Consider the following 12,601-nt stretch of genomic DNA (forward strand, 5'->3'; position numbering starts at 1 on the left):
CGACGCCCGCGAGTCCCGTTGTGGTGCCGCGAGTCCCGACTCGCGGTGCCGCGAACACGGCGCCGGGGCGGTCACCTTCGGGCGAGGTGCTCGTGCGGCATCCCGAACAGCTGGGACGACGAGTGCGCGCGCTTGAAGTAGAGGTGGGCGTCATGCTCCCAGGTGATCGCGATGCCGCCGTGCAACTGAATCATCTCCGAGGCGACGGTCTCGAACGCTTCCGAGCAGTACACCTTCGCCGTCAGCGCGGCGTCCTGCGCCTCGGGTGAGTCCGTGTCGATCGCGTCGCCCGCCGCGTAGCAGGCCGAACGGGAGGCCTCGACCAGGACGTGCATATCGGCCATCCGGTGCTTGAGCGCCTGGAACGAGCCGATGGGCCGTCCGAACTGTTCCCGTTCCTTGCTGTAGGCGACCGTGAGCGCAAGCGCTTCAGCCGCCGCGCCGACCTGCTCCGCCGCCAGGACGGCACACCCCACATCGCGCACCGAGGCGAGTGCCTCCCGGACGTCGCCGCCGACTCGCCGAGCGGGGACGTCGTCGAGTGCCACGGTGGCGAACCGCCGTGTGCCGTCCATCGATGCCGTGTGGGCGCGCCGCGCCGCGGCGGGGTCGACGTCGTACAGCCCGAGTTCGCCCTCACAGTCCGCGACGACGAGCAGGACGTCGGCGGTGTCGCCGTCGAGAACGTAGTGCGCGGTGCCGTCGATGACGTAGCCGCTGCCCTCGCGCCGTGCCACGTACGCGGTTTGTCGGGGGTCCCAGCGACCCGAGACGTCGACCCAGCCCAGCGTGGCGATCTGACTTCCCGCCGCCAGACCGGGAAGTAGTCGTGAGCACGCATCGTCGTCGCCGGAGCGCAGTAACGCCTGCGCGGCGATGGTCGACCCGAGCAAGGGTGAGGGTGTGACGCCGCGCCCCAACTCCTCGGCGACCGCTTGCAGCTCCCGGATTCCCGCTCCGAAGCCGTCATAGCGCTCCGGAATCGCCAACGCCGCGACACCGACCTGTTCACACAGCACCGACCACAGCTTCTCGTCGTAACCGCGAGGCGCGGCCATCGCCGCCCTGACCCGCTCAGGGCCCGACTCGCGCTCCAGCACGCTGTGGATAGTCCGTGCTAGCTCGGCGCGCTCGTCGCTTGCTGTCATGCCGCCCCCCGCTCGCTCGTGAGTGCGGTGAGTACCTGTTCGCGGTGCCATGCCTGTGTTCCCCAGGCCGACCGCAGCGCGCGCACCTTCGTCAGCCACAGCGACAGGTCATGTTCGGCCGTGTAACCGATGGCGCCATGTACCTGCAATGCGGTACGTGCCGTGAGATAGGCGGCATCCGCGCAGGCCACCCTCGCGGCCGAGACATCGCGTGCGACGGACGGGCTACCGGTGTCGAGGCTCACCGCGGCGCCGTACAGCAGGGGTCGTGCCAGCTCCAACTGGGTCACCGCGTCCGCGAGCAGGTGTTTGATCGCTTGGTACCCGCCGATCGGGTTGCCGTACTGGGAACGCTGGGTGGCGTAGTCGACGCTCATCTCGAGCAGTCGCCGCCCAGCGCCGAGCAGTTGGGCGCCGCACGCGAGCACACCGTACGACCAGGACCGGTCCGCCTGTGCCGGACCAATCGCGTCACCAGCGGCTACTTCGGATAGCTGTCGAGTACCATCCACTGAGGACATCGAAGCGCCGGGAACGAACTTCCGTAGCGTTCCGTCAGCCACGCACACCCGCACGTCGGCGACGTCGGCGTCTACCGCGTACGGCACGTGTGGCGGCCACGCGAGCGTGCCGATCCGGTCACCTGAGCCCAGCTCAGCGAGCCACTTGGTGTGGCCGCTGTCGGCGAGTAACACCGGGAGTGCCGCGATCGACTCCACCACGGGACCTGGCACCGCGTGGCGGCCCAACGCTTCGATCGCCACCGTCAGGTCGACGGCGCTCGCGCCGAGGCCGCCGTGTGCGTCAGGCACGGCCAATGCCGTTACACCCAGGTCAGCGAGTCGCCGCCAGAGTCGCAGGCCAGGCTCGTGCTCCCCGTTCGCCCATGCGCGCACCACGGTCGGTGTGTCGGCGTTGGCGAGCAGGTCGTCGATACTCGCGGCGAAATCTCGCTGTTCCGGCGACAGCGTGAATCTCATCGTGGTCCCTTCGGCAAGCCGAGCAGCCGCTCGGCGATCGTGTTGCGTTGAATCTGATCCGTGCCGCCGTAGATAGGACCCGCGAGCGAGAACAGCCATCCGTCCAGCCAGTCACCGCGAAGCTCCCCGTCAGGACCGAGGATGTCCAGTGCGGTCTCGTGCAGTTCGAGGTCCAAACTCGACCAGAACAGCTTGTTCACACTGGACTCCGGACCGAGTTGCCCGCCTTCGGCCAGCCTCGTCACGGTCTCGAAGGTGTAGAGCTGGTACGCCCGCGCGCCGATCCACGCATCGGTGACGCGCTCGGTCAGTGCGGTGTCGGAGGCGTCGCCATCGCGTTGCCACAGGTCGAGCAGCCGATCGGCGGCGGCGAGGAACCTTCCTGGCGAGCGCAGCGACAGGCCGCGTTCGTTGTTGGCGGTGGTCATCGCGACCCGCCAGCCGTTGCCCGGTTCACCGATGACGTCGGAGTCCGGCACGAAGACGTTGTCGAGGAAGATCTCCGCGAACCCCGTCTCGCCGTCGAGCTGCGGGATGGGTCGTACGTGCACGCCCTCGGCGCGCAGATCGAACATCAGGTACGTCAGCCCGCGGTGACGTTCGCTATCGGGGTCGCTCCGGAACAGGCCGAACGCGGCGTCTGCGAACGCCGCACGCGAGCTCCACGTCTTCTGCCCGGACAGCAACCAGCCACCATCCGTGCGCGTTGCCGTGCTGCGCAACGCGGCGATGTCGCTGCCAGCGTCCGGTTCGGACCATGCCTGGGCCCAGACCCGTTCCGAACGCGCCATCGCGGGCAGGATTCGCCGCTGCTGTTCCGGAGTGCCGTGGGCGAAAAGCGTCGGCGCTAGCATGAAGATGCCGTTCTGGTTGACGCGCGCCGGTGCCCGCGCCGCGTAGTACTCCTCTTCGAACAGCACCCACTCCAGCAGTGAGGCGTCCCTGCCGCCGAACTCTTCCGGCCACGACACCACCGACAACCGCGCGTCGGCCAGCCGCTTCTCCCAGTCGCGGTGCTGTTCGAAACCAGCCGCGGTGTCGAACGACTCCAACGGCTCGTTCGGTACGTTCTCCGCCAGCCACGCCCTGACCTCGGCGCGGAAGTCCTTGGCATGCTGATCAAGATCTAGATCCACCCTCATTCCTTCCGAGCGGAGTTCTTGGCCGCGCTGGCCATCGACTTCGCGTCCTGTCCGCCGAGCGAGTCGCCATTGGACACCTCGGCGTTGTGCGCGTGCGCGAAGTGATGTAACCCGAACGCGGCGTCCATGCCGGTCCGCATACCCATCTGGTCCTCAGCCTGGTTGACTGCCTTCTTCGTCAACGCGAGGCCGAACGTCGGCATCTCGGCGATGGTGTTCGCCAGCTTCAGCGTCTCGGCTTCCAGATCGTCGCGCGGGACGACGCGGTTGAGCATGCCCCATTCCTTGGCTTGCGCCGCGCTGAACCGCTCGCCGGTGAACAGGACTTCCTTGGCAGCGCGTGGCCCGAGCACCCACGGGTGTGCGAAGTACTCAACACCCGGAATACCCATACGCACCACCGGATCGGCGAAGAAGGCATCGTCGCTTGCGACGATCAGGTCGCAGACCCATGCCAGCATCAGCGCTCCCGCGATGCACGCGCCTTGCACGCTCGCGATCGTCGGTTTGGGAATCTCCCGCCAGCGGCGGCACATTCCCAAGTACACCTCGGACTCTCGTGCGAATCGCTGGTCGCCACCGTGCCTGCCGACGTGGTCCCACCACAGCACCGCACGGTTGTCGAAGTGCGCGTCGACATCGCGGTCCGGTGTGCCGATGTCGTGCCCCGCGGAGAAGTGTTTGCCCTCTCCCGCGAGCACGATCACCTTCACCGCGTCATCCTCTACGGCGCGCGTGAACGCGTCGTCCAGTGCGTAGGTCATCGCTGAGTTCTGCGCATTGCGGTACTCCGGCCGGTTCATGGTGACCACCGCCACCGGACCGCGCCGCTCGTAACGGACCACCTCGGTCACGACGTCTCCTTCCGCTCTTGATCCCGTAGGACCCGCTTGAGCACCTTGCCGGTGGCGTTGCGGGGCAGTTCGTCGACGAACTCCACCGCCCGCGGCACCTTGTAGTTGGCGAGCCGTTCCTTGCAGTGCGCCAGCACGTCCGCTTCGGACAGCGCGCCGTCGCGACGCAGGATGTATGCTTTGCCGACCTCGCCGAGACGGTCGTCGGGTATCCCGATCACCGCGGACTCGGCCACGCCGTCCAGCCGGGCGAGTGCCTGTTCCACTTCGGCCGGATAGACGTTGAACCCGCCGGAGACGTACATGTCCTTCTTCCGGTCGGTGATGGTGAGATATCCGCGCTCGTTGATCACGCCGATGTCGCCGGTGTGTAACCAGCCGTCCGCGTCGATCGCTTCCGCCGTCGCTTCGGGGTCGTCCAGGTAGCCACGCATGACGTTCGGCCCACGCAGCAGTACCTCGCCAGGCTCGCCTGACGGGACGTCGGTGCCATCGTCGGCGACCGTGCGCAGTTCCATGTCGGGGACGGGCCTACCACAGGTCGTCGCCACGGTTTCCGCGTCGTCGTCGGCACGGCACATGGTGGCGACGACCGCCTCGGTCAACCCGTACGCGGTCAGCACGGTGTCGAAATCAAGCTCGGATCGCATGCGCTCGACAAGCACAACCGGCACCGTCGCGGCACCCGTGACGGCCAGCCGCAGGCTTGACAGGTCGAACTCCGCGCGGCGGGAGTGGTCCAGCATCACCTGGTAGATCGTCGGCGCTCCTGGCAGCACGGTGATGCGCTCGGACTCGATGAGCCGGAATGCCTCGTCGACGTCGAACGCCGCTTGCGGCACGATCGTCACGCCGCGCTGGATGGCGGCGAGGATGCCCGCCTTGTAGCCGAAGCTGTGGAAGAACGGATTGATTACCAAATAGCGATCGCCGTGACGAAGCCCACCGATGTCGGCCCAGGTCTCGGCGACACCGAGCGACTGCGTGTGCGCGCTGATCGCACCTTTGCTGCGGCCGGTGGTGCCCGAGGTGAACAGGATGTCGCTCGGGTCTTCGGGGTCGATGCCGGCGAGCCGGTCGTCTAGGGTCGTGTCGTCGACGTCGCTCGCGCCATCCGCGATGTCGCGCCATTCGATGACCCCTGCTTCGGGCTCCGGTTCGCCCTCGACGGGCACGCGCAGAACGCAGCGCAGCGTGGGGACGTCGCCCGCCTTGCGCAGCGCGGCGAGCCGGTCGGTACCGAGGAATGGCCCCGCCACGATCAACGCGGACGCGGCCGTGCGATGCAGGATGTCGTGGGCTTCGTGGCCGGTGAAGCGGGTGTTGATCGGTACGAGCGTCGCGCCCGAGGACAACGCGCCGAGCGCGGCGATCATCCAGTGATAGGTGTTGGGTGACCAGATCGCCACCCGATCGCCCGCACGGACACCCTCCGCGATCAGCAGTCTCGCGCAGTCGCGGACCCGTAGTCGCAGCTCGGTGTATGTGAGCCGGATATCGCCGTCGACGACGGCCTCGGTGTCGGGGAACCGGCGTACCGCGTCCGCCAGCGCCGCCGGAATCGTCCCTGATGCCGGCATCGCGCCACCTCCTCCCGGTCGGCTGTCGACAGGCCGGTGGCTCCGTGTCGCTTATCGCACGGGCTACCGAGCAAGTGCTTGGTAGAGTAGCCTACGCAGTGATGCCCCGGTTTGACCAGAGAGGCGGCCGATGGAACCTGACGACCAGTTCCGCGCACGCATCCGCGACTGGCTCGCCGACAACCTGACCGGCGAGTTCGCCGATCTGCGAGGACGTGGCGGGCCAGGCAGGGAGCACGAGGCGTTCGACGAGCGCGTCGCTTGGGAACGCCACCTCGCCGCCGCCGGCTGGAACTGCGTCGGCTGGCCGGTCGAGCACGGCGGCGCGGGTGCCACGCTGGAACAGCAGGTGATCTTTCACGAGGAGTACGCCCGTGCCGACGCCCCCGCGCGCGTGAGCCACCTCGGTCAGGAGCTGCTCGGCCCCACATTGATCGAGTTCGGCACTCCGGAGCAGCGGCGCCGGTTCCTACCGCGTATTCGCGACGTCGACGAGCTGTGGTGCCAGGGCTACTCCGAACCCGGTGCGGGCTCAGATCTCGCCGCGGTCGCCACCACCGCCACCCGCGAGGGTGACGAGTGGGTGATCACCGGTCAGAAGGTGTGGACGTCGCTCGCACACGTCGCCGACTGGTGCTTCGTGCTCGCCAGGACCGAGCCCGGCTCGCGGCGCCATCGTGGACTGTCCTATCTGCTCGTTCCGATGCGACAGCCAGGTGTCGAGGTTCGGCCGATCACACAGCTGACGGGGACGTCGGAGTTCAACGAGGTCTTCTTCGACGGTGCCCGCACTGACGCCGATCTCGTCGTCGGCGAGCCGGGGGAGGGCTGGCGCGTCGCGATGGGCACGTTGGCGTTCGAACGCGGGGTGGCCACGCTCGGTCAGCAGATCGGCTTCCGCCGCGAACTCGACGCGCTCACCGACGAGGCGCGACGCACTGGAGCCGACGCCGATCCGGCTATCCGGGAGGGGCTTGCCCGCGCCAGGGTTCGGCTGGACGTCGTGCGTGCGCACGCGCGTCGCACGCTAGGCGAGACGGCGACCGGCACCGCGGAGGTGAGCAAGCTTCTTTGGGCGAACTGGCACCGTGACCTTGGTGAGTTGGCGATGCGGGTGCGCGGTGCCGCGTCGCTGACCGCCGAACCCGAACTGGACGACTGGCAGCGGCTGTACCTGTTCAGCCGCGCCGACACGATCTACGGCGGCTCCAACGAGATCCAGCGCAACGTCATCGCCGAACGCGTGCTCGGGTTGCCGCGGGAGGTGAGGACATGAGGACTGCGCGCAGGTCCGAATCATCGGACATGACTGCGATTCCGGCTATTCCGCCGTACCCCAAGGGTAAGGACCTGCTCGCCGACAAGGTCGTTGTCGTCACGGCGGCGGCCGGTACCGGCATAGGTTCCGCGGTCGCTCAGCGCGGCTTGGAAGAAGGCGCGCGTGTGGTGATCAGCGACTGGCACGAACGGCGGCTCGCCGAGAAAGCCGACGAACTCGCCGCCGACCACGGCGACCGCGTGCACGCCATCGCCTGCGACGTCACCAACGAGGATCAGGTGCAGGCCCTCATGGACGGAGCCGCCGACCACTTCGGACGCATCGATGTCTTGGTGAACAACGCCGGGCTTGGCGGCACGAAGTCCATCGTGGACATGACGGACGATGAGTGGTCCCGGGTGCTCGACGTGACGCTTAACGGCACGTTCCGAGCGACCCGTGCCGCGCTGCGGCGGTTCATCGACCAGGGCGGTGGAGGTGCCGTCGTCAACAACGCCTCGGTGATCGGCTGGCGAGCGCAGGCCGAGCAGTCACATTACGCGGCGGCCAAAGCTGGCGTGATGGCGCTGACCCGGTGTGCCGCCGTCGACGTCGCCGAACACGGGATCCGGGTGAACGCGGTCGCGCCGAGCCTGGCGATGCACCCGTTCCTGGCTAAGGTCACGACCGACGAGCTGCTCGCTGAGCTGGAACAACGCGAGGTGTTCGGCAGGGCGGCGCAGCCATGGGAAGTGGCCAATGTGATGGTGTTCCTCGCCAGCGAGTACGCCTCGTACCTGACCGGCGAGGTGGTTTCGGTCAGTAGTCAACATCCGTGAGGGACCCGATGAGCCCAGCCAACAGACAAACTTCGTCCGGTAGGCGAGCCGAGCTGCTCGCGCTGGCCTGCAAGCTGTTCGCCGAACGCGGTTTCCGCGCGACCACGGTCCGTGACATCGCCGAGGAGGCTGGCATCCTCTCCGGCAGCCTGTACCACCACTTCGACTCCAAGGAGTCGATGATCGACGAACTGCTGCGCGGGTTTCAGGACGAGTTGTTCGGCCGGTACCGCGAAATCGTCGCTAAGCGGCTGGGTCCACGGGAGACACTGCGCGCGGTCATCACCGCGTCGTTCGAGTCGATCCACAAGCACCACGACGAGGTGGCGATCTACCAGAACGAATCGCAATATCTCGGCCAGTTCCCGCGCTTCTCCTATCTGGAGGAACGCAATGCGGAGTTCCGTGATCTGTGGACGTCCATTCTGGCCGACGGTGTGCGTTCTGGTGATTTCCGATCCGACCTGGACATCGAGGTGACCTACCGGTTCATCAGGGACACGGTGTGGGTCGCCGTCCGCTGGTACAGCCCCGGTGGTTCGCTGACCGCTGAGGACGTCGCCGAGCAATACCTGCGGATCCTGCTCGACGGGATTTCCGCGAAACCGACAACCTGAAGGAGCCTACGCATGGCGGAAGCCTTCGTGATCGACGCCGTCCGGACACCGGTCGGCAAGCGCGGCGGCGGACTCAGTGAGGTGCACCCCGCTGACCTCGGCGGGCATGTGCTCACCGCGCTACTTGACCGGGCGAAGGTCGAGCCAGCACTGGTGGACGACGTGGTCATGGGCTGCGTGGACACCATTGGTGGCCAGGCAGGCAACATCGCTCGGTCGGCATGGCTCGCGGCCGGGTTGCCGGAACACGTTCCCGGCGTGACGGTCGACCGGCAGTGCGGGTCGAGCCAGCAGGCGATCCACTTCGCCGCGCAGGCCGTGATGTCAGGGACCGCGGACCTGGTGGTCGCGTCCGGCGTGCAGAACATGAGCCAGATCCCGATCAGTGCCGCGATGCTCGCCGGCAGGGAGTACGGCTTCGACGACCCGTTCTCTGGTTCCGCTGGCTGGCACAAGCGCTATGGCGACACGGAGGTGTCGCAGTTCCGCAGCGCCGACATGATCGCCCGGCATTGGGATCTCACGCGAGATGCGATGGAGTCGTATGCGCTATCCAGCCACGAACGCGCGATCGCCGCGATCGATGGCGGCCGGTTCGACGCGGAGCTCGCCCCGCTGGGTGACTGCGTCGCGGACGAATGCCCCCGTCGGTCGACGTCACTGGAACGGATGGCGTCGCTCGATCCGCTGAGCGAGGGCTCGCGAATCACGGCCGCCGTATCCAGCCAAATCTGCGATGGCGCTAGTGCTGTGCTGCTCGCTTCGGAAGGGTTCGTGGCCGAACACGGTCTGCGTCCGCGCGCGCGAGTGCATCACCTCTCCGTTCGGGCCGCCGATCCGGTGTGGATGCTGACCGGACCGATACCCGCGACTCAGCACGCGCTGCGCAAGACCGGGCTGAGTATCGAGGACATCGACCTGTTCGAAGTCAATGAGGCCTTCGCGAGCGTGGTGCTGGCCTGGCTGGACGAGACCGGTGCCGACCGGGACCGCGTCAACGTCAACGGCGGGGCGATCGCGCTGGGCCACCCGATCGGCGCGACGGGCGCGAAGTTGTTCACGACCTTGCTGCACGAGCTGGAACGTCGCGGCGGCCGCTACGGTCTGCAGACGATGTGCGAGGGCGGCGGCACGGCGAACGTGACGATCATCGAGCGGCTCTGAGTGGCGCCGCACCTTTCCGGTTCCGTGCGATCGCGTCCGCGGCGTTACGGCTGCTGACTCTCCGACGGCCTGCTACATGTCCGGCCTCGTCATGACTCGTCTGACGTCGGCCGCTTGGCCTTCGGCAATGAGGCGACCACCAGGTCGTAGGAGTCCTCGATCATGTCCCGGACCAGCTGGTCGGGGACCGAACCGTCAAGCGTGACGGTGTTCCAGTGTCGCTTGTTCAGGTGGTAACCGGGCACGATCGAGGGATAGGTGACGCGGAGCTGCTCGGCTAACGGCGGGTCGCACTTGAGGCTGACGCTGAGCGGATCGCCGTCTAGTGCGCTGATCGCGAAGAGCTTGCCCCCTACCTTGAACACCGAGTGCCGTTCGTCGAACGGGAACTCCTCGCGGGCGCCCGGAAAGCTCAAGCACAGCGCCTTCAACTCGTCAGCATCGATCACGGCCCGATCTTATGGCCTGGGTCTGACATTCTGTCGGGCTTCGGCCCGCTCACGGAGTGGACCTGGCGATGGCGGTCCGGATCGCGTGGCGGCCTCGGTCGGTCATCGCCGGATCGCTGTAGAGAATGAAAAGATAGTTGGCCAGCTCCAACGCGGCATAGAGCTCAAAAGCCAGTTGGGTAGCGTCGATCGCCGGGTGCAGCTCGCCTTGGTCCTTGGCCGTGGTGATCAGCCCCTCGAGTAAGCCGAGCCACCCTCGCTGCCCCTCGGCGACGGCATCGTGGATCGCGCCGGCGGGCGCGTCGTATTCGGCGAGAAGTTGGGCGAAGAAGCAACCGCCCGGAAACACTCGTCGCTCGACGTAGCGCAGGTAGGCCTCGCAAAGGTTCTCGACCTGGGCGAGGCCCGCTGGAGCGGCCAAACCTGGTCGGACCACCTCGCGGTCGAATACCGCCTGGGCGGCGTCGATGGTCTCTCGCTGTAGTCGCTCCTTCGAGCGGAAGTGCGCGAAGACGCCGCTTTTGCTGATGTCGAGTTCGCGGGCGAGACGGCCAACCGTGAGGCTTCCCAGTCCCTCGATCGAGGCGAGTCGCATGGCGGCTTCGAGGATGACGGTGTGGGTCTGCTCGCCGTCGGAGCGTCGTTGCGGCTCTTCCGAGCTTTCCGCGTCTAGCACGTTGACAAGATAGCACGACCATGCGATCTTAGATCGAACGATCGTGCTATCTATTCGAGGGAGGCTCACGATGAGTGAGCTAAACGTCACGACATGGGGAAACGGCACACCCGTTGTCTTCGTTCATGGCTCGTTAGTGACCGGGGTCGAGGAATGGCACGCTCAGCAACCCCTCGCCGAGGAAGGTTTCTGTCTCGTCGTGCCCGACCGCCGCGGCTACGGGGGCAGCCCGACGGTCCACGGTGAGGATTTCCTGCGCGACGCCGACGACGTTGCTGAGCTCCTCGGCGACGGCGCGCACGTCGTCGCCCATTCCTATGGCGGACTGGGTGCCATGCTCGCCGCCTCGCGACGTCCCGAGGCGACGCTGTCCCTCGCCCTGCTCGAACCGCCCGCGTTCACGGTGGTCCGTCATGACAGTGCGGGTCACGCGCTGGTCGAAGATGTCCGCGACGTCTTCGACGCCGAACTTCCCGACCAGGAGTGGTTGGTGCGTTTCCTCAAAGCGGTCGGCACCGATCCCGCGACGCTGCCCGCTGGAGTGCTCGAGGAAGTGGCGCCGTTCGTGCCGCTTGTCCGACGGTCACGCAAACCCTGGGAGTGCGATCTGCCGACGGCCGCGCTGACATCGGCGCCGTTTCCCAAGCTCGTGGTCTCTGGCGGGCATAGCGACGCGTTCGACGCCATCTGTGATGCGCTGGCCGAACGGATCGATGCCGAGTGCATCGAGGTGTCGGGCGCAGGCCACGAGATCCAATTCGTCGGGCCGCCGTTGAACCAGGCTCTGTTGGATCTGTGGCGCAAGGTCGCGTAACGGCGCGGATCTGGCAGACGGCCCTACAGCCGTGGCAACGCCGCGATCCGTTTCTCAGCCTCGCTCACCACGGACTCGATCAGCTCCGCCACGGTGGGCAGATCGTCCAGCATTCCGACCACCTGGCCGGACGCCAGCACCCCGGCGTCGGTGTCTCCCTCGACCAGGCCCGCGCGCAGCAGCATCGGCGTGTTGGCCGCCATCATGAGCTGTGCCCAGTCCCGGTCGCCAGAACGTCGGGTCGCGAGCCCCTCGCGCAGCAAGCCGCGCCAGGACACGCCGGTCAGCCGCCGGAACCGCAGCGTATTGCGCGCTGCCCGGGCCAAGCCCCGTAGCCGTCCTGATCGCTCCAGCGCGTCGACCAGTTCGGTGCGCAACACCCGGTGCGGGACGCCGTCCACCTTCGTCGTCACCACGGTGTCACCCAGCCCGCGTGCCAGATACGCCTGTTTGACGTCGTCGGGCACCGTGCTTTCCTTGGTTAGCAGGAACCGGGTGCCCATGCCGACACCGGCCGCGCCGTAGGCCAACGCCGCCGCGAGTCCGCGTCCGTCGAAGAACCCGCCGGCCGCGACGACCGGGATGTCGACCGCGTCCAGTACGGACGGCAATAGCAGTGTGGTCGCGACACCGCCGGTGTGGCCGCCACCTTCGCCACCCTGCACGATCACCGCGTCCGCGCCCCAGTCCGCGACCTTCGCCGCGTGCCTGGCAGCGCCAACCGACGGAATGACGACGACGCCAGCGTCTTTGAGCTGGGCGATCATCTCCTTACGTGGGGCGAGCGCGAACGACGCCACCCGCACGCCCTCGTTGATCAACAGCTCTACGCGCCGCTGCGCGTCCTCGGCGTCGGCGCGCAGGTTGACGCCGAACGGTGCGTCAGTGCGCTCGCGCACTTCCCGGATCGCGGCCGCCAGTTCGTCGTAGGTCATGGTCGCCGACGCGAGGATGCCGAGCCCGCCGGCCCGTGCGGTGGCGGTGACCAGCCGGGGACCGGCGACCCAGCCCATGCCGGTCTGCACCACGGGATGCCGGACGCCGACCAGCTCGGTCAGCGCCGTCCGCAGTGGGCCTGCT

Annotated in this window: 13 protein-coding genes; 5 read left to right on the plus strand and 8 right to left on the minus strand. The window is 67.4% G+C overall.

The window, feature by feature from the left end:
* Positions 1–71 precede the first annotated feature (71 nt).
* Genes ACFQGD_RS05285 through ACFQGD_RS05305 form a run of 5 tightly spaced genes read right to left on the minus strand, consistent with a single transcriptional unit; the run spans position 72 to position 5,704 of the window.
* Complete coding sequence (locus tag ACFQGD_RS05285) at positions 72–1,148, minus strand: acyl-CoA dehydrogenase family protein (RefSeq protein WP_345395720.1); 1,077 nt, start codon at positions 1,146–1,148, stop codon at positions 72–74.
* Positions 1,145–2,128 (minus strand): acyl-CoA dehydrogenase family protein, encoded by a 984-nt coding sequence (locus ACFQGD_RS05290; RefSeq protein WP_345395723.1) that lies wholly within the window; start codon positions 2,126–2,128, stop codon positions 1,145–1,147. The genes ACFQGD_RS05285 and ACFQGD_RS05290 overlap by 4 nt, the downstream gene beginning before the upstream one ends.
* Positions 2,125–3,264, minus strand: a complete 1,140-nt coding sequence (locus ACFQGD_RS05295; RefSeq protein WP_345395726.1) for an acyl-CoA dehydrogenase family protein — start codon at positions 3,262–3,264, stop codon at positions 2,125–2,127. Before ACFQGD_RS05295 ends, ACFQGD_RS05290 begins: the two co-directional genes overlap by 4 nt.
* A 2-nt stretch (positions 3,265–3,266) precedes the next feature.
* The gene (locus tag ACFQGD_RS05300; protein ID WP_345395729.1) at positions 3,267–4,124 is read right to left on the minus strand and encodes an enoyl-CoA hydratase; all 858 of its coding nucleotides are present in this window, start codon (positions 4,122–4,124) and stop codon (positions 3,267–3,269) included.
* Positions 4,121–5,704, minus strand: coding sequence for a FadD3 family acyl-CoA ligase (locus ACFQGD_RS05305; RefSeq protein WP_345395732.1), 1,584 nt, complete (start codon positions 5,702–5,704; stop codon positions 4,121–4,123). The genes ACFQGD_RS05300 and ACFQGD_RS05305 overlap by 4 nt, the downstream gene beginning before the upstream one ends.
* Positions 5,705–5,834: 130 nt before the next feature.
* On the opposite strand from ACFQGD_RS05305, the gene ACFQGD_RS05310 reads away from it, so the two are divergent.
* From ACFQGD_RS05310 to ACFQGD_RS05325, 4 genes are read left to right on the plus strand one after another with little or no spacing between them, the layout of a single operon-like run.
* Positions 5,835–6,980 (plus strand): acyl-CoA dehydrogenase family protein, encoded by a 1,146-nt coding sequence (locus ACFQGD_RS05310; protein ID WP_345395735.1) that lies wholly within the window; start codon positions 5,835–5,837, stop codon positions 6,978–6,980.
* The gene (locus ACFQGD_RS05315; protein ID WP_390183636.1) at positions 6,977–7,801 is read left to right on the plus strand and encodes an SDR family oxidoreductase; all 825 of its coding nucleotides are present in this window, start codon (positions 6,977–6,979) and stop codon (positions 7,799–7,801) included. The genes ACFQGD_RS05310 and ACFQGD_RS05315 overlap by 4 nt, the downstream gene beginning before the upstream one ends.
* Before the next feature lie 8 nt (positions 7,802–7,809).
* On the plus strand, positions 7,810–8,418 hold the full coding sequence (locus tag ACFQGD_RS05320; protein WP_345395738.1) for a TetR/AcrR family transcriptional regulator: 609 nt from the start codon (positions 7,810–7,812) through the stop codon (positions 8,416–8,418).
* Positions 8,419–8,430: 12 nt separating this feature from the next.
* Complete coding sequence (locus ACFQGD_RS05325) at positions 8,431–9,582, plus strand: acetyl-CoA C-acetyltransferase (protein WP_345395741.1); 1,152 nt, start codon at positions 8,431–8,433, stop codon at positions 9,580–9,582.
* Between the two features lie 89 nt (positions 9,583–9,671).
* Here ACFQGD_RS05325 and ACFQGD_RS05330 read toward each other — a convergent pair whose 3' ends face one another.
* Positions 9,672–10,028, minus strand: a complete 357-nt coding sequence (locus ACFQGD_RS05330; RefSeq protein ID WP_345396117.1) for an MmcQ/YjbR family DNA-binding protein — start codon at positions 10,026–10,028, stop codon at positions 9,672–9,674.
* A gap of 52 nt (positions 10,029–10,080) precedes the next feature.
* Positions 10,081–10,707 (minus strand): TetR/AcrR family transcriptional regulator, encoded by a 627-nt coding sequence (locus ACFQGD_RS05335; RefSeq protein ID WP_345395744.1) that lies wholly within the window; start codon positions 10,705–10,707, stop codon positions 10,081–10,083.
* 70 nt (positions 10,708–10,777) lie between these two features.
* On the opposite strand from ACFQGD_RS05335, the gene ACFQGD_RS05340 reads away from it, so the two are divergent.
* Complete coding sequence (locus ACFQGD_RS05340) at positions 10,778–11,521, plus strand: alpha/beta fold hydrolase (RefSeq protein ID WP_345395747.1); 744 nt, start codon at positions 10,778–10,780, stop codon at positions 11,519–11,521.
* 23 nt (positions 11,522–11,544) lie between these two features.
* Here the strand turns inward: ACFQGD_RS05340 and ACFQGD_RS05345 are convergent, their stop codons facing one another.
* Positions 11,545–12,591, minus strand: coding sequence for an NAD(P)H-dependent flavin oxidoreductase (locus ACFQGD_RS05345; RefSeq protein WP_345396119.1), 1,047 nt, complete (start codon positions 12,589–12,591; stop codon positions 11,545–11,547).
* Positions 12,592–12,601: the final 10 nt, after the last annotated feature.

It is taken from the genome of Haloechinothrix salitolerans, assembly GCF_042662605.1.
Classification (GTDB): Bacteria; Actinomycetota; Actinomycetes; order Mycobacteriales; family Pseudonocardiaceae; genus Haloechinothrix_A; species Haloechinothrix_A salitolerans.

Bases quoted from the DNA above. Each gene is read 5' to 3' on its own strand.
- ACFQGD_RS05285 (WP_345395720.1), bottom strand. From the start codon at position 1,148: ATGACAGCAAGCGACGAGCGCGCCGAGCTAGCACGGACTATCCACAGC.
- ACFQGD_RS05290 (WP_345395723.1), bottom strand. From the start codon at position 2,128: ATGAGATTCACGCTGTCGCCGGAACAGCGAGATTTCGCCGCGAGTATC.
- ACFQGD_RS05305 (WP_345395732.1), bottom strand. From the start codon at position 5,704: ATGCCGGCATCAGGGACGATTCCGGCGGCGCTGGCGGACGCGGTACGC.
- ACFQGD_RS05310 (WP_345395735.1), top strand. From the start codon at position 5,835: ATGGAACCTGACGACCAGTTCCGCGCACGCATCCGCGACTGGCTCGCC.
- ACFQGD_RS05315 (WP_390183636.1), top strand. From the start codon at position 6,977: ATGAGGACTGCGCGCAGGTCCGAATCATCGGACATGACTGCGATTCCG.
- ACFQGD_RS05320 (WP_345395738.1), top strand. From the start codon at position 7,810: ATGAGCCCAGCCAACAGACAAACTTCGTCCGGTAGGCGAGCCGAGCTG.
- ACFQGD_RS05325 (WP_345395741.1), top strand. From the start codon at position 8,431: ATGGCGGAAGCCTTCGTGATCGACGCCGTCCGGACACCGGTCGGCAAG.
- ACFQGD_RS05340 (WP_345395747.1), top strand. From the start codon at position 10,778: ATGAGTGAGCTAAACGTCACGACATGGGGAAACGGCACACCCGTTGTC.